This window comes from Acidaminococcus hominis, assembly GCF_022484025.1.
Classification (GTDB): Bacteria; Bacillota; Negativicutes; order Acidaminococcales; family Acidaminococcaceae; genus Acidaminococcus; species Acidaminococcus hominis.
In genome coordinates, this window is record NZ_JAKVMG010000001.1 from 980119 (window position 1) to 1002574 (window position 22456).

Below are 22456 nucleotides of genomic sequence, written 5' to 3' on the forward strand. Positions count from 1 at the left end.
ACGGTTGCGACGATAGCGACGGTGTTTTTGACGGTATCATTTTCACCGTCGCGACCGTCGCTATCGTCGCGCCCCTTATTCTTCGATTACTTCACAGGCAGTTGGCTCTACCAGCATATAGGTCAATTTCACTTGCCGACCGGAATGTTTGGCCTTATTTTCATATCCAACATGGTATTCCTCCAGCAGCCTGCCTGCCTTGACATTCAGGTACTTGGTGAGGGCATTGGAGGCCATTCCCGTTTGGAGAGCTTCAGCCAGTTCAGACGGAGAGCCGATCCACTCCCGGCACTCAAAGGAAACCAACTTTGCAACCGCATCTAGCACTGGGTCCGGCGGTTCTTTGTACAGTTCGTTTTCCATGCGTTCCAGATTCCAGATCTGGGTCTGCGGGTCCTTCTTCAAGTAGAGAATCTGATCCGGCTGATCCCGCCCCACAACTTTGATGGTAGCGTCCAGCTCCGTGCGTTTTTTCTTCTGCATCAGCAGAGAACCATCCGCACAGCCCAGCAGCCCAGTGGTGCCGGAAATCGTCTCAAAGGAATCGTCTGCCTGCTGTTTTCGGGTGTGATGGACGGTCAGAACACAGATACCGTGCTGATCAGCAAACTGCTTGATTCTGCCGATGATCTCATAGTCGCTGGCATAACTGTACGCTTCGCCGCCTACATCACGGATTTTCTGCATAGTATCAATGATGATGAGATTGGTGTCCGGGTGCTCCTGCACGAAGTTCTTCAACTGTTCATCCAACCCATTCCCAATCTTTCCGGCGGCGGTGGCGAAGTGGAGGTTGGGGGTATCGTTCACGCCGTACATCATAAACATCCGGCTCTGGATACGCTGAAAATCATCTTCCAGCGCAAGGTAAAGTACCGTCCCCTGATGGACTGTATATCCCCACAAATCCTGCCCGGTACTGACATGGTAGGCAATCTGAGCCACCAGGAAGGACTTGCCGATTTTGGGCGCTCCAGCAAGGATATATGCCCCTGCGTAAAGCAGACCTTCCACCACCGGAGGCCTACTCTTATAGGTGGTTTGGAACAGCTCTGTCATCGTGAGTGTATGCAGGTATCGGGGGTCTGTCATGCGCTGTATCCTGCGGTACATTTCTTCCAGACTGTCCTGGGAGTTTACAATTTCATCGTTGCTTTTTTGCCCGGAAGTGGGTATACTATTTTCAGTGATTTGAGAGATTGACTGCCCATCATCTGCGCCAACAGATGAGCCCTGGGCGGTCATTTTCTTTTTCTCATCGGTCATAGGCGAATTCCTCCTGCATCCCGTTCATAATGGTTGTGATCATTCGGATCGTGTCCAGCAGCTCGTCGTTCACGCCTTGCCCGGCTTCGATCCGGCGCAGCTCGTCCAGCACGGCAGACAACTGATCCCGCAGGGCTTTATAAACCTTTGGGTTGCCCTGCACCACCACATCTCGCTCCAATAGCCGTCGGATAATGTAATCCTGCTTGGTCAGGCCGGTGAGTTTCACCAGGGTTTCCAGTTGGAGATCCTCTTCCGCTGACACTCGGAAAGCCACCGTCTTGTTTCTCCAGCGATTATGGTTGTCATAGTTCTTCTTGGACATCTTCTTACACTCCTTTCTCATTTTTCAGTAAATCCAGCTTGTCAGCCATTTCCACCTGTCGGGTGGGGAACAGATGGGCATAGCGGTAGGTGATGTCGATACTCTCATGCCCCACACGCTCTGCAATAGCCAGGGCAGTAAAGCCCATGTCGATCAACAAACTGATGTGGCTGTGCCTCAAATCGTGTATGCGAATCCTTTTCACCCCCGTTTGCTTGCAGCCACGGTCCATTTCTCGGTGGAGATAGCTTTTGCTGATGGGGAACATCCGGCTGTCCGGTTTCCACGCCGTAGAGCTGTTTGAGGTAGTCCTGCAACTCATCACAGAGGAACTGCGGCATCTGGATCACGCGGTTACTCTTGGGTGTTTTAGGCGTAGTGACCACATCCTGCTTATTGAGCCGCTGGTAAGACTTATTGATGGAAACGGTGCGCTTTTCAAAGTCAAAATCTGCCGGGGTCAGAGCCAGCAGCTCTCCCTCACGAACACCGCACCAATACAATACCTCAAAGGCATAGAAGGACAATGGTTTGTCCATCATAGCTTCGGAAAATCTGGTGTACTCCTCTCGAGTCCAGAACAACATCTCCTTTCGTTCCTCCGCCCCCATGTTGCCAGCCTGTCGGGCTGGGTTGAGGTTCAGGCCGTAAAACCGGGCAGCATGGTTGAAAATGGCACTGAGTTGATTGTGAACTGTCTTCAGGTAAGTTTTCGAAAGAGGTTTGCCGTGGCAGTCCCTCAACTCCCGAATTTCATTTTGCCAACGGATAATGTCCTTTGCCGTGATCTCCGAGAGTTTTCGATTCGCAAAATAGGGGAGGATCTTTTTCTTAATGATACTCTCCTTGGTAAGCCAGGTATTGAGTTTCAGCTTGGGTTTAATGTCCTTCTCATAGAGAGCAACGAAGCTCTCAAAGGTCATGTTCACATCAGCCTGTTTTTCCATCAGGAACTCCCGTTCCCATTCCAACGCTTCTCGCTTGGTGGCAAAGCCACGCTTGAGCTTCTGCTGGCGTTCGCCCTTCCAATCGGTGTAGCGGAATTGAACATACCAGGTGCCATTGTCCTTATTTTTGAACGCTGCCATAATTATTTCTCCTTCCTTTCTGTCTCAGATCTTGTACCATAGAATTTCTCGTGGAAAAACTTTCGGTCAATTCGCCCGGCAATGGTGATGCAGCCGGTTTTAGCCAGTTCCTCATTCATCTGTCGAATGATCCTATAGGCAAAGGGAATGGAGATCCCCAACTCCTCTGCCACTTCGTTGACTCGCATAAAAATCTGATTAGCCATAGTAAATACCTTCCTTTCTTTGTTGTTGGTAACTGCCTGCTAATTTTGCTTTTCATAAAGACCTCCTTACTCTCTACTGCCACTTTTTTCTCAGTTGTATAACTAAAAAGCTGGCGTAATATTTTTTGTGCTTCGTTATCCAAACTTATTTGCTTAGTGTTCTTATGATACTATACATATAAGCTTAGTTCAAGTGTTTTGAAAGAAATATTATTAAATAAATTTGCTTAGATTATCTTGACAAAACTAAACAAATATGCTATGTTCCAAATAAGAACAATCATAGATTGGAGTTGATGATATGGCGATTGGTGAACGAATTCACTTTTTCCGTCTCCTGCGGGGGATGACACAAAAATATCTCGGCATGTCACTGGGCTTCCCGGAGAAGTCTGCTGATGTACGCCTTGCACAGTACGAAACAGGATCAAGAACCCCAAAGGCAGACCTGACCGTTGCCTTGGCTGAGGTACTGGATGTCTCGCCTCATGCACTTTCCGTCCCAGACATAGACTCCTATGTAGGGCTGATGCATACGCTGTTTACCCTGGAGGACAACTACGGGCTGAAAGTCACGGAGCAGGACGGTGAGCTTGCCTTGCAGGTGGATTTTCGCAAAAACAAGGATGCCGCCCGACTGCACGAAATGCTTTGGACCTGGCGGGAACAGGTCGCCAAGTTGGAGGCCGGAGAAATCTCTCAGGAGGAGTACGACAGCTGGCGCTACCACTACCCGGAGTACGACAGCAGCCAAGTCCGCGCCAAGATGCCGCCGGAGGGCCTAATCTAACCCCCTCACTTGTAGGCCACGGGAAAGGTCATTTGTTGCACAAAAACAGATAATTCAGATAAATGAGAGCAAAACAAAAAAGGTCTAACTGATCAACAAAAATCAGTTAGACCTTTTACTTATGAATAAAAAGATGAGGATTTTTAGGCTACTCGCAAGCCACCCGATTTTTCTTTTCAAACTCAATAAATCGGGATTTGACGAGTGCTATCAATCTGCTATCAAATGGGGAATTTGAAAATCAAAAACCTAGTGTTTATGCGGGTTTGCGGGCCCTCATATCCACTTTTTACTTATTCCCACTCGATGGTTGCAGGCGGTTTGCTGGTGATATCATAGACCACCCGGTTTACGCCCGGTACTTCGTTGACAATGCGGCGGGATACCAGATCCAGTACATGGTACGGAATATGGGACCAGTCGCTGGTCATGCCATCGGTGCTGTTTACGGCACGGAGGGCAATGGTGTTGCTGTAGGTCCGGAAGTCACCCATAACCCCTACGCTGCGGATGTTGGGCAGGCAGGCGAAATACTGCCAGATGGAACGGTCCAGGCCTGCGTTGGCAATTTCCTCACGGAAAATGGCATCGGCTTCCCGTACAATCTTCAGCTTTTCTTCGGTCACTTCACCCAGTACCCGGATGGCCAGGCCAGGACCCGGGAAGGGCTGGCGCCATACCAGTTCAGAAGGAATGCCCAGTTCTTCGCCTACGGCGCGCACTTCGTCCTTGAACAGTGCCCGCAGAGGTTCGATCAGGCCCAGGTTCATGTCCTTGGGCAGGCCGCCTACGTTATGATGGCTCTTAATGGTGGCAGAGGTACCGGTGCCGCCGGATTCTACTACGTCCGGATAAATGGTGCCCTGTACCAGATAATCCACGTGGCCGATTTTCTTGGATTCTTCTTCAAATACGCGAATGAATTCTTCGCCGATGATTTTCCGTTTGGTTTCCGGATCGCTGACGCCTTTCAGCTTGCTCAGGAACCGTTCCTGGGCGTTGACCCGAATCAGGTTCATGTCGAAATCTCTCTTGAAGATTTGTTCTACCTGGTCGCCTTCGTCCTTACGCAGCAGACCGTGGTCTACGAATACGCAGGTCAGCTGCTTGCCCACAGCCTTGTGGACCAGTACAGCAGCTACGGAGGAATCCACGCCGCCGCTCATGGCGCACAGTACGTTCTTGTCCCCTACCTTTTCCCGGATTTCCGCAATCTGGGTCTGGGCAAAGGAAGACATGGTCCAGTCACCCTTCAGGTCACAGATGTTGAACAGGAAGTTGCTGAACATTTGCTTGCCAAAGGGAGTGTGCATAACTTCCGGGTGGAGCTGCACGCCGTACAGTTTCTTGTCCTCGTTCATCATGGCAGCTACCGGGCATTCGGTGGTATGGGCGATGACGGTAAAGCCTTCCGGCACCTTTTCCACATAGTCCTGGTGGCTCATCCAGCAGATATTGTTCTTTTCCAGTCCGGAGAACAAACGGGTTTCGTTATCCAGCACGATGGCCGTTTTCCCGTATTCGCCGCTGCCTGCGTGAGTCACTACGCCGCCCAGGGTCTTGGCCATGAACTGATGGCCGTAGCAGATACCCAGAACAGGAATCCCCATTTTGAACACGCCTGCATCAACGGCAGGGGTATTTTCGGCATATACACTGTTGGGGCCGCCGGATAAAATAATGGCTTTCGGTTTCTTTGCTTCGATTTGTTCCAGGGTGTACGTATAAGGAATGATTTCGCAATACACATTGCATTCCCGCACCCGTCTGGCAATCAGCTGGCTGTATTGGGCGCCAAAGTCAACGACCAGGACAACCTCATGCTGTAAATTTTCCATACCCATTCTCCTTCTCATTGTTCTAGTTTTAACAATATATCATACTTCCAACAATCTTTCAATTCTCTTGCTTACGCTTCGCGGCTCCAGCCCAGTTTCTCAAAAACCAGGAAGCACAGGCTGGCAATAATGGCCACCACCGTAGCAAGACCCATGCCCTTGAGCTGCACAGGACCAACGTGAACGGCAGCGCCGCTCAGGCCGGAAACCATGGTTACAGCAGTCAGAATCAGGTTCTTGGATTTGGTGAAGTCCACCTTCCGTTCCACCATCATACGCAGGCCGGAGGCTGCAATAAAGCCAAACAACAGGATGCAGACGCCGCCCATAACCGGGGTAGGAATGCCGTGGATGACAGCGGCAATCTTACCAATGAAGGAAAACAGGATGGCGAAGATGGCTGCGCCGCCGATAACCCAGGTGCTGTACACGCCGGTAATGGCCATAACCCCCATGTTTTCCCCGTAGGTGGTGTTGGGGGTGGAGCCCAGGAGCCCGGACAGCACGTTGGAAATACCATCGGCAATCAGGGAACGGTGCAGGCCCGGATCCTTGATCAGGTCGCGGCCTACAATGTCGCTGGTGACAAACAGGTGGCCCAGATGTTCTGCCAGTACCACAAACAGGGCGGGCAGAATCATCAAAATGGCGTTCAGGTTAAAGTGGGGCTGGTAGAATGTGGGGAAAGAGAACCAGGCAGCGGAAGCCACTGGGGAGAAGTTCACCACACCCATCACGTAGCTGAGCACATAGCCGGCCACTACGCCAATCAAAATAGGGATAATGCCGATAAAGCCCCGGCCCAAAATGGTAGCCAGCACCGTTACCACCAGGGTGAACATGGAAATGGTAATGGCCTGGGCGTTGGTCATTCCCTGCACCGGGTCGCCAAAACCGCTCATGCTCATGGCCAGCGGCGCCAGTTCCAGACCGATGATGGCTACAATGGAACCCATGGCAGCCGGCGGGAACAGCACGTCAATCCAGTCCGTACCGATTTTCCGAACCAAAAGGCCGATCAGGATAAAGCACAAACCAAAGGCAATGAACCCGCCCTGGGCATCTCCGTAGGTCATGCCCGCAGTGGAACACACCGCCAGCACCGGGGAAATAAACGCAAAGCTGGACCCCAGGTACGCCGGCAAGCGCCATTTGCAGATGGTCAGGTACAACAGGGTTCCTACCCCGTTCATAAACAGGGCCGTGGACGGATCCACGTGCAGCAGGAAGGGCACCAAAACCGTAGAGCCAAACATGGCAAACAAATGCTGCAGGCTCAGGGGGATGGTTTCAAGGATAGGTAGTTTTTCCTCTACATGGATGATACGTCGTTCTTCCATTAATTTCTCTCCTTTGTTTTGTTCAGTTCATAACACACTAGACATATATTACCATAAAAAAGCATACTATGGGAGACATTTTTTCGTAAACGTTCGTGTTTTTTCTTTCTGCCCGCTGTTTTCTTTCCCACATTCCCCTTTTTACATACAGAGCCGGTGTACAGGAGAGATTCGCCCTAAAGGACTTCTCCTGCTCACCGGCTGTATAGTTCCAGTTCCTGCTCAGCCTGACCGCCGCCTACTCCCCTGCGGAGATCCTGACTTGCAGAAACGAGCAACTGCATTTGCTTGCAGTTCCCGCTCCGTATGCAATTGTCCGGAGCTGGCGAAAAGTTCGTCAGATGTGGAAGTTCAGTCGGGTATTAAAGGTAAAGCCCTTCTGTCTTCCGGCCCAGCCCGTAACCCGTACTGTCAGGTCATAAGGATCCTTCTGGGTCGCTTCCTTGCTCCAGCCCAGTTCCAACAGGCCGCTGGAGCCTTTCCGGCTGGGGCTCTCAGTCCGCAGGGGCCGGGCTGCCTCGTAGGTGGCGCCGCCTGCCGCGTTCCATTCGTATTCCCAGCCTGCGCCCACGTACAGCTTCTGGTGGGGCGCAATGCCGTAGCCGTAGCGTACGCCCAGTCGAGAGGCCACGGAGTTCAGGGCATCAAAGTTGTAGGACGCGTCGCCATTGACGGTGTGCAGGGTTACCGAATCCCCGGCCGTATGGGTCCAGAATAGCTTGCCGTATACATCCAGGTTGGAGTCATGGGGCAGGGTATAAATCTTGCCCAAGCCCCCGTGCATGGCCAGGTAGGCTGAACCGGAGCTGTAGGCGCCCCGGCCGCCGTTAACGATACCGGAATAGCTGCCCTTCACATAGCCTCCGTGCAGACTGCCTTCGTAGTAGAACCCATTGGTATTGTCCCGGCGCAGGAGGACCCCGCCGCCGTAATAGCTGTGGTCCCCGTCGCCCCGGCTGCCGCTGTCCATAAAGGTGGTATAGTTGTCCCGGCCATATTCCCCAAAGAGCATCACCGTGTCAATATACGTTTCTTCCTGGAGCCGGCGCACCAGGCCCAGGTTCCCGTTCATCCCATGGGTTTTCACCTGGGAGCCGGTGTCGTAGCGGAGGGCCTCCCCGCCCACCACAATGTACGGAGTAAACTTGGCCTGGGCTTCTGCATTGATCATAAAGTCCTTCTGGTCTTCGGGAGCTTCCTTGACTCCCACACCGCCCGGGGTGTAGGGACCGCTCTGGTAGGCAGAGGCCATGGAGGCTGCCAACGCCCCATCCAGCCCTGCGGTAGCAGCAAACTGGGCGCTGGTTTTCACCAGGTCCAGGCCACCCATATGGGCATCCACCAACGTCTTGGTTCCGTCCGCCAGCTGCGCCGCCGGATCCGGTTTGGATTCAGACTTCGGCTCTGGTTCCGGTTCAGGTTCGGGCTCAGGTTCTGGCTCGGGTTCCGGTTCAGGCTCCGGTTCCGGTTCGGGCTCCGGTTCCGGCTTAGGCGGCAGTTTGGTAATGGTGGCAATAATCTTTTTATCCCCATCCTTCTTCACTTCCACCCCAGCCTGGGCAAAACCCGCATCTTCGATGATGCCATATTGCGTTGCCGTAGCGCTCGACGGGTCTTCGTCCGTCGTCACACCAGCTTCGTTGACCAGTAGGTTAATCTTGTCCCCTACGTTCAGAATGGTGGCGTCACTGGCGCCGGCCTTGATGGTGGCCCCTGTAAGGTCCGTAGCCTCTCCGCCGCTAATGGTCAGCATGGTGTCTTCGTTCACTGCTTCCTTGGGGATGTAGAAGTTCAGGTTTTGGAAAGCGGTGATTTCTTTTACATTGTTATTCAAGGTGTAGACGTTGAGGGTGTTGTTCGTACCGCTCACGCCATTGACGATATACGTACCGCTGTCGTATTCCTGGCTTACGAGGCCACCGCTGAGGTGAAGGCCTGAGGCGGAAACCGTACCTAGCAGATTGATGGTATTATCCTTGGCTTCCGTACGGCCGACGCCGGCCACGATATCGATGTCATCGCCATCAGAAGTGCCTGCGGCAAAGGTAACGCCGTCTTCGATGTTCACTGTATTGCCATCGGCTACGGTGCCTTGGCCGCCGTAAAAGACGGTGCCGACGCCCAGGTTGGCGCCTTTTTGCAGGTTAATGGTATTTTCATTGGCTTCTTTATTCAAGGGGCCATAATAATAGGCGTAGACAGAGTCAGAAGAGCCACAGACGAGAACGCCTGCATCCAAGGTGCCGGATATGTTCACCGTATTTTTATCACCTATATTATCTCCTCCATAATTCCAGGCTCCCACAACCAGAGCGCCCTCACCTACATAGCCTTCGATAGTCACGGTATTTTCGTTGACCGTTGCTCTGGCTCCATCCGTGCTGCCAGCTGCCAGGATAGTGCCATAGCCCACACTCCCTGTTTTGCCTACGGTAAGGCTATTGCCGCTAACGACGCTGCCAGGTTCTTCTGCCGAGCCGGCAGTGGTACTGGTCTGTGCTCCCAGCGTGCCATCAATTTTCACGGTATTTCCTTTGGCTTCCGTAGCCCCGCGGCCGCTAATCACTGTGGAGGCCACGTTAGATACGGTGGCTCCCTGGTCGATAAGTAGATGGTTATTGTTAGCTGTTCCGGAAGAAAAGCCACCATTTAATTGTTTAAAATTGGTCAGCGTGCCGCTGGTCAAATGGACGGTGTTGCCATTGGCTTCGCCATACATGTCGTTTTTGCCGCCGACAATGCCCAAATTGGGTTCATTCAGTGTCACATCCGTCAGCGTAATGGTATTCTCATCGGCCTTGCTGCCCGTAGCGTTGCCATAATTGGAGTCATCAGCCCAGCCGCCTACGATTTCGCCGCTTACGGTGCTGTTTTTGATGGTTGTCTGATTCCCGCTGGCACTGGTACCGCCTTGAATATAAGCTGTGTGGACATTGTCAATAGTGCTGTCTTCTATTTGGACCGTATTTCCATCCGCCGTGTAGCCTTCATAGCCACCATAGATATACCTGAAATTGCTATTATGCACAATCACGGTATTCGCATCTGAGCGGGCGCCGTAGTCTATCTTGCCGTCGTTTGCCGATCTGCCCCCAAAGATGTCTCCGCCTGTGGAGTCCCAGACTTCTACAGTATTATGGGAAACGACGCTGGTATTGCTGTTGGACTTGCCGCCGTAAAGGCTAAATTCTAAGGCAGAGCCGGCTTTTTTGACACCGTTCATATGGAGCACATTATATGTGGCATTGCCAGTTTGGCTATAGCCCCCATAGGCTCTTGTAAATTGCACGGCATCGCTTATATTGAGTTGATTATTGGTCACCGTACCGGTATTGCTCATGGCCGCAGCAAGTTCAGAAGCACTGCCGCCCGTCACGGTAACGGTATTGCTGGGCGTCGTGCCGCCTTCTGTGTAGGTACCGATGGTGCCAGCATCCGAGTACATCCCGGCAACATATGCCAGCTGCTGCGAGGTCCCGGTGCTGGTAATGGATACGTCCTTACCGATTACCGGTTCTGCTTCTGTATCCATATAAAAGCCGAACAAAGCCGTCTTCCCAGGGTTCGCGGGCGTAAAGGAACCGATATTGATAGTCAGTTTGTTATCCGTCTGTGCAGGGGCATATACACTATACCCCTTACTCCCCATCACCTGAACCTTTGAAGTTGTCGCTAAATCCCCCACACTGGTAATGGTCGTTTCCGCCTGCACTTTCCCCGGTCCCCACAGGAAGGAGCCAAGGATGGTGAGCAGTACGGCCATATGTAGTTGTTTTCTGCTTCTCATTCTTCCCACCCCCTTGGAAAGCCTAAGACCGCATTGACCTTTTTGATTGCCCCATATCATCACATTTACAAAAATATCAATTACAGAATATATTTTTCTGCCATTTTATTACTTTTATTATACCACAATCCCTCTTTCTTGTATTCCGAATTATTACAATATTTACGTTTACTTTTTACGATACATACTTTCTGTTTTATATTGTATTTAAAATTGTCTTCTGCCTTTTTCGCAGCAACAAAAAAAGGACACGGTTAGTCCCGCATCCTTTCTGCTTCCGCTAGTCCTTCCGGACCAGCAGGTGAATATTCTCTTTTTTGAACACCGTATAGATTTTTTTGATAAATTCGTGCTTGATGACGGCTTCATCCACAATATTGCGGATCCGCAGCACCACATTGAAGGTAATGCCGTAGTCCCCCATATTGGTGTAGCGCACCAGGGGCTGAAAGCCTTTGACGCCGCTTTCGCTGCCGGCCAGAATCTCCCGGGCCACGGCCAAGGACACGTCCTCCACCTTTTGCAGGTCATTGTCGTAGGTGATGGTCAGGGGAATGAAAATGGTGCATTCCGCCAGGGGCTGCTCGTAGTTGGTCAGGGTGGCCGAGGCGATGCTCTTATTGGGGACAATCACCGTATTGCCGGTGCTGGTACGGATGGTGGTGTTGCGCCAGTTCATGTCCGTGACCCGGCCGGATTCCCCGCTGGCCAGGCGGATATAGTCCCCCATATGGACCTGCTTGGACAGCAGGGTGGTAATCCCGGAAAACAGGTTGGCCAGGGTATCCTGGAGGGCCAGGGCGGAAGCCAAGCTCCCGGCGCCCAGTGCGGTCAGCAGCGGCGAAATGGAAATGCCGTAGGAACCCAGGATAAAGATGATGCCCACCATATACACGCCCAAGTCCACAATGGTGGTAAGAATGGACGTAGAGGCCGATTCGTTGCCGCTTTTGGACAGCTTGCTCTTGAGATACGAGGACAGCAGATGGGCAAAGAAAAAGGTGACGGTGATAATCACCAGGCTGTGGTAATGCCTCTCCAGCATGCTTTTCACAAAGGGCGGCAGGTTCAGGATGCCCTTGGTCAGCTGGATGCCCGTAAGAATCCCCAAAAGGGTGGGCATGAACCGGAAGGTGGTCCGCCAGCTTTCCCGCTTGACCCGGGTAAATCGGGTCAGCACCTCAATGAGCCCCCGGAACACCCAGTGGAGGATAAAAATCCCGATGGCAATAAAAATAAAAAAGGCAATCAGATGCACATGGGGGCCGCCATGCTTCAGCTCCCGAGAAAACATATTGATGTAATAGTCCACGCTTTGTCCGCTCCCCTGCAGCCGTATTGGGCTGCCCACAGAAGCTGTGAAAAAATGCTTTGCGAACTCAAATTAAAACTTCCTCCGAGACCCTACGGGTCTCACCTCCTGAGCGGTTCGCCGTGTTCCAGTCGTCGTTGCCTTTCAGGCTTGACTCCTGGACGGCTATCGCATGGGCCTTATGAACCAAACATCCTAGATACCTTTGGGGATGTTTGGATGCGGCCGCAACGCTTGAAGGCGGCATACTAAACATCTACTGGTCAACTAATGTTCTGAACTTATAGCGCTAGTATTGATAAATACTGGAACCCTGATGGATATGAATGGCCCCTTCAAGGGTGAAGGGGCTGTCAGCCCAAAGGGATGACTGAGGAAGTTTAATTTTTTCACAGCCCTGTGTTTCGATATGATAACGTTCTTTATCATAGAGCGGCCGGTAACAAAAAGCAAGAGGAGAATAGAAAAGTTCAAAATTACCGCATCACTTCATATTTTCCCACCAGCGGGTGAATTTCTGTCCCGTACCCCTACCCGGACCAGCTCCCCAATTTCCGGGGTGGCCAGGTAGTAGGGCTTTCCTTTGGCAGCTGCGGTAATCCGCTTGTAGGGTTCGTCCCAGCTATGCATGGACAGGGGGTATTTGCCGTTGTGGCAGGGCAGCACTTCCCGGGCGCCCAGGTCCACCCCGGCCTGAGCCGTTTCTTCCGGCATCATGTGCACGGAGGCCCAGTTCTCGTTGTACTGGCCGTCTTCCAAAATGGCCAGGTCAAAGCCCCCGAACTGCTGCCCAATCCGCTTGAAGCGGCCGTCGTAGCCCCCATCCCCGCTGTAGAAGACCTTCTTCCCAGGGGTGATAAAGGCAAAGCCCGCAAACAGGGTCTGGTTCTTGTGGAGCAGCCGGCCGGAGAAATGCCGGGCAGGCAGCACCCAAACGGTGAGTCCTTCATCAATTTTCACCGGGGTGTTCCAGTCTTCCTCAGAAATCTTGGCAAGGGGATACCCCCACTTTTCGTAGTAGCCCCCGTTGCCCAGGCCGGTAACCACGTGCTTTACCTTGGGCTCAATAGCCCGGACAAAATCGTAGTCCAGGTGGTCCCAATGGTCGTGGGACAGCACCATCACGTCAATGCCGTCCGGGATATCCTCCGGACCGTACACATTGCTGCCGTCAAAGGCTTTATCCACAAAGGGTACGGGCGAGGCATAGGTGGCAGCAATGGGGTCAATGAGGATTTTTTTGCCCCCCAGCTGCATATAGAAGGAGGAGTGCCCCAGCCAGACCACCGCATCTTCCTTAGGGTCCAGGGCCTTCAAATCCGTCTTCTGGGTGACCATGGGCCCTGGGGGTATAGTCTTACCCGGGGTGGGGAACAAAAACTCCTTCCAGAAGGACCAGGAGGGCGTCACCGGGGTATGGGGCGTCTCCGGCACAAACTGGCCGTTCACATAATGGGGCGAAGCCTCTATCCGGGCCTTCCGCTCCGGGGTCATCAGGGGATCCATTTGGGGCTGGTTCACAAACCAGTAGCCAAAGACGCCCACTGCAGCCACCAGGGCTGCCGTACATTTCAGCAAAGTCTTTACCATACAGTCTGCTCCTCACATTTTGACATAGTAGTGTTTTTGGCCCCTCTCCAAGGGCCTGGAACTTTCCACATAACAAAAATTCCACGGGACCGCAAAGGTTTCCCGTGGAAAATACAGATGCATTTGGAGTTTTGCTTTAGAGTTTCAGCAGCAGGGGCAGCTTGTCTTCCAGTTGGACACCTTCCCGGGGATCCTTGCCAGAATCCAGGGTGCTTTGGATGACCACTTCCAGGAAGTCAGCGGCAATCTTGGCGCTTTCTTCCAGGGACTTGCCCTTCAGGATGCAGCCGGTAACCACGCTGGTGAATACGTCCCCGGTGCCGCAGGTGCCAAAGGGAATCCGTTTCACCACATAGGAGTGGTACCCCACTTCCCCGGCGCTTTGGCTGACCACCTGGATTTCGTCCGGCTTGCCCGGCACGGAGGTGATAATCACCTGTTTGGGTCCCAGATCCAGCAGCTTCTGGCACAGGTCCTGGATTTCCCGTTCCGTTGGCGTCCGGTCCAGCCAGGTGGTGCCGGTCAGCAGACAGGCTTCCGTATAGTTGGGGGTAATCAAGGTAGCTTCTGCCACCAGCTTGCGCATTTCTTCCACCATGGTCTGGTCAAAGACCACGTACAGCTTGCCGTCATCAGCCATAGCAGGGTCCACCACTACCAGCTGGCCGTCCTTGGCAAAGCGGCGGATGGCGTCCCGGACCAGAGCGGTCTGGGCGGCATTGGCCAAGAACCCGCTGTAGATGGCGTCAAAATGCAGGTTCAGCTTTTCCCATTGGTCCATCATGGGGTTCATATGATTGGTCAGATCCGTATTATAGAACTCCCCATAGGTCAGGTTGTTGCTGTAGAGGGCCGTAGGGAACGGATTCACCTGGGAGCCCAGGGCAGAAATCACAGGCATGGCAGCAGTCAAAGAACAGCGGCCAAAGGAACACAGGTCATGGATGGCAAGTACACGTTTTATGGTCATGGATATCAATCTCCTCTAAGCTTGGAATGATTCCATTGTACAATGACCGGGCCGGAAATAAAATGCACAGTTTCCAGGGAAAATTACCAGAAATTGTCACGTAAAACAAAGTTGCTGCCTACTCTAAGAAAACATTGTCCAAAAACACGCATTTTCCAAAATTGTACCTATAACAAAAAACAGGCTCCCACCTTGGAAGTCTGTTTCAGTGTTTATATAATAATGGTGCCGGGGACCGGAATCGAACCGGTACGGAGATCACTCTCCGAGGGATTTTAAGTCCCTTGCGTCTGCCAGTTCCGCCACCTCGGCGAAAATACAAAATTGGAGGCGACACCCAGAATCGAACTGGGGATAAAGGTTTTGCAGACCTCTGCCTTACCGCTTGGCTATGTCGCCTTAAAAAATGGAGCGGAAAACGAGATTCGAACTCGCGACCCCCACCTTGGCAAGGTGGTGCTCTACCACTGAGCTACTTCCGCTTAAAAATGGTGCCTCAGCGCAGAATCGAACTGCGGACACAGGGATTTTCAGTCCCTTGCTCTACCAACTGAGCTACCGAGGCATGTTGGCGACCCAGGACGGACTCGAACCGACGATCTCCGCCGTGACAGGGCGGCATTCTAACCAACTGAACTACTGGGCCGTTGCGGCTTTGCATTTGTTATCGTGCGTTGCCGACTTTGTTAGTATACGGTATTTTGCCAAATCTGTCAAGCATTCTTCCAAACTTTTTTTATTTTTTTGGGGGAATTTTTTTCAGAGGGTGTGATCGGCCTCTGTCACCCACTGCAAGGTTGGCTCCAGATGGGCCTCCAGAGCCTCCTGGAGCCCTTTCAGGCTATAGCTGTCAAAGTCCGAGGTGGCGTGGAATACCCCGCCGATCTTCACTTCTCCAAAAAATTGGTTGCGCAGCCGATTGTACATGATGATCAGCTGGTCCTTGCGGGCAAAGTCCGTATAGTCAATCAGGATAATGGAACCGTTGATATGGTCAATGGCCTTGTCCGGACGGATATACAGTTCAAAGGAGCCGATTTGCTTCGGCAGCTGTTTGCCGTATTCCCATTCCGGCAGGTGTTTGGCCTCCACCATCTCCCCCAGGTTGACGCTGGTAAGGTCCTCCATGCTTTGCAGCACCGAGGGCAGGTACTTTTTCACCTTTTGGGCAAAGATATCCCGTTCCTTGTAGATGAACCGGATATCCCGATAGGTATTCATGCCCATGGTGCGTACCAGGATGTAATCAAAGGTTTCCGTGGTATAGGTAATATCCAGGGTAGCCCGGAGCTCAGGGGCCTCATAACGGCAAATATACAGCACCTGGCCGTCAATATAGTCCGTGAGCTTCTTGGTAAAGGCACCGATCTGGTCCGGCAGGTCCAGAATCAGGTCCCACTGCCGCACTTCTTCCTGGATTTCGGTAATGGCTTTATACCCCATGCTGCTGTTCCTTGGCGTCTTCGGCCATAAGTTTTTCCAGGCGGCCGCAGCTCATTTTGCCTTCATGGCAAACCCGCTGGGTCACGCAGGTAGGACCGGCCACAGCAAAGAGCAGGGGTGCCGCCTGACGTGCTTCAGCCAGCATAAGATTGGCCAGTGCCCGGATTTCCCACTGGGCCCGGTTGCAGCAGCGCAGCTCAAAGAAATGCAGCAGGCTGCGGGCATTCATGGTGACCACAATCTTGGTTTCCGTGGCGTTGGGCAGAATGTACCGGGCGTCTTCCGCAGGAATGCCGGCTTCCGTCCATTCGTTGTACAAATCCTGAATCCGTTGGCACAGGTCATCAAATTGTTTTTTATATTTCGGTTTTGCCGCCAGGGAAGGAGGCAAAATGGTTTCAAAATCATGTTCCTTAACATAGCGCTGGGACTGCTGGGAATAGGAAGCCAGGCGGTGGCGCACCAATTGGTGGGTCAGTACCCGGGATACCCCTTCGATGGCAAAGGTAAAGCTTACGTGCTCAAAGGTAGAGGTATGCCCCATTTCCCGCAGCCGCTTAATCAGTCCCGCCACCTGCTTGTCGGTCATGGTTTCTTCCAGTTCCTGAGCCCCAATGGGCGAATAGCACAAATGGGCGCTCATGGCAACGGTCCGATCCGGTTCCGGCGTATAGCGGATTAATTTACAGCTGATCATTTTATTTTCCTTTCTTTGCTTTTCTTTCGTCCAGCATGGCTTCCTGAATCAAAAGAAAAGAACGGTGCATGATGTCATCCAGCCGTTCCTTCTGCTGGGTCAGATACAGATACCCCAAAAGGGCCTCAAAAGCAGTACCCTGCCGGTATTCCCGGACACTGGCGCTTTTGGGCACGGTGGATTTGGTATTTCTCCCCCGCCGGGCAATCTGTTCTTCCTCGTCCGAAAGATCCCCCTCCAGAGCATCCATGGCTTTGGCCTGCATCACAGCCGATACCATGCGGGAAGCCAGTTCGTGGAGCACCTGCACATGGGACGAAGCCGGCGTCAGCCGCAGCCGCACGTACAGGGAGAACACAGCGTCCCCGATGTAGGCCAGGACCACCGGGTGCAATAATTTAGGGTCCTGAACCGCCAGCTCCTCCGAGCAGACGGTCAGGACATGATCTTTCATTTTCTGGTATTGTTCAAATTTCACTTTCTCTTCCACCGCACGCCTTGGGGCGTATCTTCCAAAATGATTCCCTGGGCAGCCAGTTCGTCACGGATGGCATCGGCTTTGGCGAAATCCCGGGCTTTCCGGGCAGCTTGTCTTTCCTCAATCTTGGCAGCAATGGCAGCTTCTTCGTTAGTGACGGCGCCGCCTTCCTGCCCTGCTGCCGGTACATCTTCCAGAATCCCGATGATATCGGCCATTTCTCTCCAGACCTTGTGAATCTGGTCCACCAATTTGCCGTCCGGCTTCTTGGTGCCGGCCAGGATGGCGTTGTGGTAGACGTTGATTTCCTTGGCCAGGGCAAACTGGTAGCTGATGGCCAGGGAAGTATTGAAGTCGTCGTTCATGGCGTCCATAAAGCCCTGGCGGATTTCTGCCACCTTTTGGCCCAGGGCCAGGCTCTCGGCGTCAGGACCAGCGTTAATCTGGGCTTCGATTTCCTTCAGGTTGTTTTGGGCCGTGCGCAGCCGTTCCAGGCTCCGTTTGGCTTCTTCCAGCCGTTCATCGCTGAAGTCCAGTGGACTGCGGTAATGGGTATTCAGGATGAAGTAACGGACCACTTCCGGTTCGTATTCCTTCAGAATATCCAGCACGGTCATAAAGTTGCCCAGGGACTTGGACATTTTTTCGGAGTTGATGGTAATAAAGCCGTTATGGACCCAGTAGCGGACAAAAGGATGGACGCCGGTGGCCCCTTCGGATTGAGCGATTTCGTTTTCATGGTGCGGGAAAATCAGGTCGCTGCCGCCCCCATGGAAGTCCAGGGTGTTGCCCAGGTACTTGGTGCTCATGGTAGAGCATTCAATGTGCCAGCCCGGCCGGCCTTTGCCCCAGGGGCTGTCCCAGGAGGGTTCGCCGGGTTTGGCGGCTTTCCACAGGGCAAAGTCCATGGGATTTTCTTTCCGTTCGTCCACGTCCACCCGGGCGCCGGCCAGCATATCTTCCAGATTCCGGCCGCTGAGTTCGCCGTAGTGTTCGAACTTTTCTACCCGGTAGTACACGTCCCCGTCCACCACATAGCCGTAGCCGTTGGCAATCAGGGCTTCCACCGTCTTGATGATGTCAGGAATGTGTTCGGAAACCCGGGGGTAAATGTGGGCCCGTTTCACATGGAGCTTGTCCATGACTTCAAAATAGGCTTTGATGTACCGGTTGCAGATGGTATCCCAGGTAACCCCTTCCTTGTTGGCTTCCCAGATAATCTTATCGTCAATATCCGTGAAGTTCTGCACATGGGTCACATCGTAGCCCTCATGCTCCAGGAAGCGGCGAATCACGTCCCACACCACAAAGGGGCGGGCGTTGCCAATATGGGGATGGTTGTAGGGAGTTACGCCGCAGACGTAAATCTTTACCTTGCCCGGTTCCAGAGGAACGAATTCCTCCTTTTTCCGGGTCATATCATTATAAACACGCAGAGTGCTCATAGTTTCTCCTTTCGTTACAGGCTGATGCCGGCTTTTTTCAGGCTGGCCTGGATGCGCTTGGTCACCCGTTCAGCGCCCAAAAGCGGAATCATTTCGGCTAGTTCCGGACCATGCTGGTTGCCGGTCAGGGCTACCCGCACAGGCATGAACACGAATTTGCCGCCCAGCTTGGTTTCTTTCTGTACCGCTTTGAACATGGCCTTTACGCTGGCGTGGTCCAGGGTTTCTGCAGCCTGGAGTTTGGCCAGGAAGGAAGCGATAACCGTAGGAACGGTTTCGGCCTTCAGGGCATCTACTGCATGAACGCCCTTTTCTTCGTCCACTTCAAAGTCAAATTCATCGTTGAAGTACATTTCTACGCAGCCAGGAATCTGGGCACCGTATTCAGCCTGGTCCTTGGCAGTGAGGATGACCTTATTCAACCATTCAGCCTTGTCACCGGTTTCTTCCCCGGTCATATAGCCAGCCTGGATCATGAAAGGTTTGGCAAAGGCAATGTATTCTTCATCGGTCATCTGGCGCATATAGTGGGCGTTCAGCCAGTTCAGCTTTTCAATATCGAACACAGCCGGATTCTTGGCAACATGGGCCATATCGAATTGGGCAATCAGTTCTTCCCGGCTGAAGATTTCCTGTTCGGAATTGGGAGCCCAGCCCAACAGGGCCAGGAAGTTCACAATGGCATCGGGCAGGTAGCCCAGCTGTCTGTATTGGTCCACGGAAGTAGCCCCATGGCGCTTGGACATTTTCTTCTTGTCCTTGCCCAAAATCAGGGAAATGTGGCCAAACTTGGGTTTTTCAAAGCCCAGGGCATCGTACAGCAGCAGCTGCCGCGGGGTATTAGACAGATGTTCCTCAGCCCGGATAACCATATTGACTTTCATCAGGGCATCATCGATGACCACCGCATAGTTGTAGGTGGGAATCCCATCTTCCTTGACGATGATAAAGTCGCCAATGCCGTCGGATTCGAAATGCACGTCGCCGCGCACCATATCATGGACCACAATGTCCTGGCCTTCCGGTACCCGGAACCGCACGGTGGGTTTCCGGCCTTCGGCTTCGTACTGGGCCCGCTGTTCCGGAGTCAGGTTCCGGCATTTGCCCATATAGCGGGGCATTTTGCCTTGGGCTTTCAGTTCTTCCCGTTCTGCTTCCAGTTCTTCCGGGGTACAGTAACAATAGTAGGCTTTGCCTTCCGCCAGCAGTTTATCGGTGTATTTCTTGTAGATGTCCAGCCGTTCCATTTGGCGGTACGGACCGTTGGGGCCGCCTACATCTACGCCCTCATCCCAGTCAATGCCCAGCCATTTCAGGGCGTTTTTGATATTTTCTTCCCATTCCGGTTTGGAACGGTCCTGGTCGGTGTCTTCAATTCTCAGCAGCATGGTGCCGTGGTTTTTCCGGGCTACCAACCAGTTGAACAGGGCAGAACGAGCGCCCCCAATATGGAACGGCCCGGTAGGGCTTGGTGCAAAGCGAACTTTCAAATTGTTATCCATGAATTCTTCCTCCCAAGTATGTAATAGATTATTGAATCAAACTGACCACGGCTTCGGCAGCGATACCTTCCCCTCTGCCGGTAAAACCGAGTTTTTCAGTTGTGGTTGCCTTGACGTTCACGTCTTCTGGAGCTAACCCCAGGTCAGCTGCCACGTTGGCCAGCATGGCCGGCTCGTAGGAAGCCAGCTTGGGCTTTTGGGCAATGATGGTGATGTCGGCGTTGCTGATCTGCCAGCCCCTCTCCTTCACCCGGGCCACCACGTCCGCCAGCAATTTGCGGCTGTCGGCGCCCAAAAACGCAGGATCCTGGTCCGGGTACAGCCGGCCAATGTCTCCCAGGCCCGCTGCCCCCAAAAGAGCATCCATCAGGGCATGGAGTGCCACATCCGCATCGGAATGGCCGTCCAGCCCCAGTTCATAGGGAATGGTTACCCCGCACAAAATCAATTTCCGTCCGGGCACCAGCCGGTGCACGTCGTACCCGGAACCCACGTGAAACTTCATGTTCTCAGCACCCTTTCCCTGCACCAGCCCCTCCGCCCAGGCAAGGTCGGAAGGCGTGGTGATTTTTTGGTTGTTGTAGGAGCCCAGCACCAGCGTCACCGGGTGTCCCAGGGCTTCTGCCAGGGACGCATCGTCCGTCACCGCCACCGGATGGGTTTTGGCGTAGGCGTAGCATTCCTTCAGCAGGGGCAGGGAAAAAATCTGGGGTGTCTGCACGGCCCACAGCTTGCTGCGGTCCAGGGTTTTCTCCACCTGTCCCCCAGCCTCCTGCTTGATGGTGTCCTTGCAGGGCACCGCCGCAATGGCCGCCCCGCTTTCCCTGGCAGCTTCCCACACCCGGCTAAACAGCTGGGCGTCCGCAAAGGGCCGTGCCCCATCGTGGACGGCCACCCAGGCTGGAGCATCAGGCAGCTGGTCCACGGCGTGGGAAACGGAATCCTGCCGCTCCTTGCCGCCAGTTACCACAGTGTAGGACAGGCCGGGGTACTGAGCCGCCGCATAGTGATCCAGCAGCTCCTTTGCCTGGGCTTCCTCCCCTGCGGCCACCGTGACCAGGACCTGGGCCACCCCAGGCACCTGGCTCAGCTGGTGCAGGTTGCGGACCAAGATGGGAATCCCGGCCAAATGGGCATAATTTTTATTATACCCCAATCCCAGCCGTTTGCCCATCCCCGCCGCAGCCACGATGATATAGAGTTGGTTCATATGCACCCGTCCTTATTTCAGTTTGGCAAAGACCATCCGGCCTGCAGAGGTTTGCAGCACGGAGGTAACAATCACCGGCAGGGTGGAGTTCACGGCTTTCCGGCCGCCTTCCACCACCACCATGGTGCCGTCTTCCAGGTACCCGATGGCCTGGCCGGGTTCCTTCCCGTCCTTGGCCAGATACAGCTGGATTTCTTCCCCCGGCAGCAGGGTCTGCTTCAGGGCATTGGCCAGGTCGTTGATGTTCAGGACTTTGACCCCCTGAATCTCTGCTACCTTGGCCAGGTTGAAATCATTGGTGGCCACAATGCCGTTTTTCTCCCGGGCCAGCCGGACCAGCTTGGTGTCCACCTCGGTGATATCATCATAATCCCGATCGCTGATTTCCACTTCCACCGCTTTGTTGGCTTGAATTTCCCGGACGATATCCAATCCTCTCCGGCCCCGGTTCCGCTTGAGCGTATCCCCGGAATCCGCAATTTTCTGCAGCTCCTCCAGGACGAACTTGGGAATGACCACCACGCCCTCCAGGAAGCCCAGACGGATTACCTCCAAAATTCTGCCGTCAATCAAAACGCTGGTATCAAGAAATTTATAAGTGCGGGAAACGTTCCGGTTATTGGCTTTCTTGGCGTTGTCCTTGTTCCGGGAAAACCACAGCCGGTTAAAAAATGAAATGATATCTGCGCGTTTGTTAAGCGCCACTTTGGCCCCTACCAGTGCACCCAGTATGCTGAAAATCAGGGAAATGTACGGCCCCACAATGGGCAGCCGGGAAAACGACGTTCCCAAAAGTGCGGCAACCACCAGGCCCAAAATCACGCCGATGGACAGCACAAAAATATCGCTGGTGGGCAAATCTCCCAAATACGTAGCCATGGCTTCCGAAAAATGCAGGATATTCCGGTTGATGGTAGGAGCGGCCAGCTTGCCAATATAGGCAAAAATCAGGACACCTGCCACACCCATGACCAGATCCAGGACGGTGACGCCCAAAAATCCCACTTTCAGGACTTCAACGCCAATATAATCCACCAAGATGCTGGAAACAAATTCCGACAGCAATACACCGATGACGGCAAAAACCAAAATGATGAGACATTTTGTAATTTTTTCAATCATTATTCTCACCTCCTTTATTTGACTTTATCCTTTTATTGTACTATAAG

The 22456-nt window shown here is 53.2% G+C and carries 17 protein-coding genes, 5 tRNA genes and 1 pseudogene; 1 reads left to right on the forward strand and 22 read right to left on the reverse strand.

Going from position 1 to position 22456, the window contains the following annotated elements; all coding sequences use genetic code 11:
- Positions 1–75 precede the first annotated feature (75 nt).
- From LKE88_RS04125 to LKE88_RS04145, 4 genes and pseudogenes are all read right to left on the reverse strand, one after another.
- Positions 76–1266 carry an AAA family ATPase gene (locus LKE88_RS04125; RefSeq protein WP_231086598.1) on the reverse strand — a complete coding sequence of 397 codons (1191 nt, stop codon included), beginning with the start codon at positions 1264–1266 and terminating at the stop codon, positions 76–78.
- Entirely contained in the window at positions 1256–1591 is a 336-nt protein-coding gene (locus LKE88_RS04130) for a plasmid mobilization protein (RefSeq protein WP_161911037.1), read from the reverse strand. The genes LKE88_RS04125 and LKE88_RS04130 overlap by 11 nt, the downstream gene beginning before the upstream one ends.
- A gap of 4 nt (positions 1592–1595) precedes the next feature.
- Positions 1596–2679: pseudogene (locus LKE88_RS13130) on the reverse strand (site-specific integrase).
- Between the two features lie 2 nt (positions 2680–2681).
- Positions 2682–2885 carry a hypothetical protein gene (locus LKE88_RS04145; RefSeq protein ID WP_002566189.1) on the reverse strand — a complete coding sequence of 68 codons (204 nt, stop codon included), beginning with the start codon at positions 2883–2885 and terminating at the stop codon, positions 2682–2684.
- Between the two features lie 301 nt (positions 2886–3186).
- Between LKE88_RS04145 and LKE88_RS04150 the strand changes: the two genes are divergently transcribed.
- Entirely contained in the window at positions 3187–3675 is a 489-nt protein-coding gene (locus tag LKE88_RS04150) for a helix-turn-helix domain-containing protein (RefSeq protein ID WP_231086595.1), read from the forward strand.
- Between the two features lie 293 nt (positions 3676–3968).
- On the opposite strand, the gene guaA is transcribed toward LKE88_RS04150, so the two are convergent.
- The 18 genes from guaA to LKE88_RS04240 all read right to left on the reverse strand — a co-directional run bounded on the left by guaA (position 3969) and on the right by LKE88_RS04240 (position 22409).
- Positions 3969–5513: a glutamine-hydrolyzing GMP synthase gene (gene guaA / locus LKE88_RS04155; RefSeq protein WP_105327340.1), complete on the reverse strand. Its 1545-nt coding sequence runs from the start codon at positions 5511–5513 to the stop codon at positions 3969–3971.
- Positions 5514–5584: 71 nt separating this feature from the next.
- Complete coding sequence (uraA, locus tag LKE88_RS04160) at positions 5585–6853, reverse strand: uracil permease (RefSeq protein WP_231086592.1); 1269 nt, start codon at positions 6851–6853, stop codon at positions 5585–5587.
- 337 nt (positions 6854–7190) lie between these two features.
- Positions 7191–10640: a hypothetical protein gene (locus LKE88_RS04165; RefSeq protein ID WP_276802832.1), complete on the reverse strand. Its 3450-nt coding sequence runs from the start codon at positions 10638–10640 to the stop codon at positions 7191–7193.
- Between the two features lie 280 nt (positions 10641–10920).
- Positions 10921–11952, reverse strand: coding sequence for a mechanosensitive ion channel family protein (locus LKE88_RS04170; protein ID WP_231086586.1), 1032 nt, complete (start codon positions 11950–11952; stop codon positions 10921–10923).
- Between the two features lie 489 nt (positions 11953–12441).
- Complete coding sequence (locus LKE88_RS04175) at positions 12442–13542, reverse strand: MBL fold metallo-hydrolase (protein ID WP_276802834.1); 1101 nt, start codon at positions 13540–13542, stop codon at positions 12442–12444.
- Between the two features lie 136 nt (positions 13543–13678).
- Positions 13679–14512 (reverse strand): pyridoxamine kinase, encoded by an 834-nt coding sequence (locus LKE88_RS04180; RefSeq protein ID WP_231086581.1) that lies wholly within the window; start codon positions 14510–14512, stop codon positions 13679–13681.
- 223 nt (positions 14513–14735) lie between these two features.
- A tRNA-Leu gene (locus LKE88_RS04185) sits at positions 14736–14824 on the reverse strand.
- Positions 14825–14837: 13 nt separating this feature from the next.
- Positions 14838–14911, reverse strand: a tRNA-Cys gene (locus LKE88_RS04190).
- An 8-nt stretch (positions 14912–14919) separates the two neighbouring features.
- Positions 14920–14994 (reverse strand) — tRNA-Gly (locus LKE88_RS04195).
- Between the two features lie 7 nt (positions 14995–15001).
- Positions 15002–15077: transfer RNA gene (locus LKE88_RS04200), tRNA-Phe, on the reverse strand.
- A gap of 4 nt (positions 15078–15081) precedes the next feature.
- Positions 15082–15158, reverse strand: a tRNA-Asp gene (locus LKE88_RS04205).
- Positions 15159–15271: 113 nt separating this feature from the next.
- Positions 15272–15955 (reverse strand): hypothetical protein, encoded by a 684-nt coding sequence (locus tag LKE88_RS04210; protein WP_231086580.1) that lies wholly within the window; start codon positions 15953–15955, stop codon positions 15272–15274.
- Positions 15945–16652: an FAD-dependent thymidylate synthase gene (thyX, locus tag LKE88_RS04215; protein ID WP_231086579.1), complete on the reverse strand. Its 708-nt coding sequence runs from the start codon at positions 16650–16652 to the stop codon at positions 15945–15947. Before thyX ends, LKE88_RS04210 begins: the two co-directional genes overlap by 11 nt.
- A gap of 1 nt (position 16653) precedes the next feature.
- Positions 16654–17106 (reverse strand): Mini-ribonuclease 3, encoded by a 453-nt coding sequence (locus LKE88_RS04220; protein WP_233547568.1) that lies wholly within the window; start codon positions 17104–17106, stop codon positions 16654–16656.
- Positions 17107–17126: 20 nt separating this feature from the next.
- On the reverse strand, positions 17127–18575 hold the full coding sequence (gene cysS / locus LKE88_RS04225; protein ID WP_105327333.1) for a cysteine--tRNA ligase: 1449 nt from the start codon (positions 18573–18575) through the stop codon (positions 17127–17129).
- A gap of 14 nt (positions 18576–18589) precedes the next feature.
- The gene (gene gltX / locus LKE88_RS04230; RefSeq protein WP_118286923.1) at positions 18590–20077 is read right to left on the reverse strand and encodes a glutamate--tRNA ligase; all 1488 of its coding nucleotides are present in this window, start codon (positions 20075–20077) and stop codon (positions 18590–18592) included.
- A 28-nt stretch (positions 20078–20105) separates the two neighbouring features.
- Complete coding sequence (ispD, locus tag LKE88_RS04235; protein ID WP_118286924.1) at positions 20106–21287, reverse strand: 2-C-methyl-D-erythritol 4-phosphate cytidylyltransferase; 1182 nt, start codon at positions 21285–21287, stop codon at positions 20106–20108.
- A 12-nt stretch (positions 21288–21299) separates the two neighbouring features.
- Entirely contained in the window at positions 21300–22409 is a 1110-nt protein-coding gene (locus LKE88_RS04240; RefSeq protein WP_118286925.1) for a PIN/TRAM domain-containing protein, read from the reverse strand.
- Between the last annotated feature and the right edge of the window lie 47 nt (positions 22410–22456).

Excerpts from the sequence above, each read along its gene's own strand:
- guaA (WP_105327340.1), bottom strand. The coding sequence starts at position 5,513 with ATGGAAAATTTACAGCATGAGGTTGTCCTGGTCGTTGACTTTGGCGCC.
- LKE88_RS04210 (WP_231086580.1), bottom strand. The coding sequence starts at position 15,955 with ATGGGGTATAAAGCCATTACCGAAATCCAGGAAGAAGTGCGGCAGTGG.
- cysS (WP_105327333.1), bottom strand. The coding sequence starts at position 18,575 with ATGAGCACTCTGCGTGTTTATAATGATATGACCCGGAAAAAGGAGGAA.
- LKE88_RS04175 (WP_276802834.1), bottom strand. The coding sequence starts at position 13,542 with ATGGTAAAGACTTTGCTGAAATGTACGGCAGCCCTGGTGGCTGCAGTG.
- LKE88_RS04240 (WP_118286925.1), bottom strand. The coding sequence starts at position 22,409 with ATGATTGAAAAAATTACAAAATGTCTCATCATTTTGGTTTTTGCCGTC.
- ispD (WP_118286924.1), bottom strand. The coding sequence starts at position 21,287 with ATGAACCAACTCTATATCATCGTGGCTGCGGCGGGGATGGGCAAACGG.
- LKE88_RS04125 (WP_231086598.1), bottom strand. The coding sequence starts at position 1,266 with ATGACCGATGAGAAAAAGAAAATGACCGCCCAGGGCTCATCTGTTGGC.
- uraA (WP_231086592.1), bottom strand. The coding sequence starts at position 6,853 with ATGGAAGAACGACGTATCATCCATGTAGAGGAAAAACTACCTATCCTT.
- LKE88_RS04180 (WP_231086581.1), bottom strand. The coding sequence starts at position 14,512 with ATGACCATAAAACGTGTACTTGCCATCCATGACCTGTGTTCCTTTGGC.
- LKE88_RS04130 (WP_161911037.1), bottom strand. The coding sequence starts at position 1,591 with ATGTCCAAGAAGAACTATGACAACCATAATCGCTGGAGAAACAAGACG.
- thyX (WP_231086579.1), bottom strand. The coding sequence starts at position 16,652 with ATGATCAGCTGTAAATTAATCCGCTATACGCCGGAACCGGATCGGACC.
- LKE88_RS04150 (WP_231086595.1), top strand. The coding sequence starts at position 3,187 with ATGGCGATTGGTGAACGAATTCACTTTTTCCGTCTCCTGCGGGGGATG.
- LKE88_RS04220 (WP_233547568.1), bottom strand. The coding sequence starts at position 17,106 with ATGAAAGATCATGTCCTGACCGTCTGCTCGGAGGAGCTGGCGGTTCAG.
- LKE88_RS04145 (WP_002566189.1), bottom strand. The coding sequence starts at position 2,885 with ATGGCTAATCAGATTTTTATGCGAGTCAACGAAGTGGCAGAGGAGTTG.
- gltX (WP_118286923.1), bottom strand. The coding sequence starts at position 20,077 with ATGGATAACAATTTGAAAGTTCGCTTTGCACCAAGCCCTACCGGGCCG.
- LKE88_RS04165 (WP_276802832.1), bottom strand. The coding sequence starts at position 10,640 with ATGAGAAGCAGAAAACAACTACATATGGCCGTACTGCTCACCATCCTT.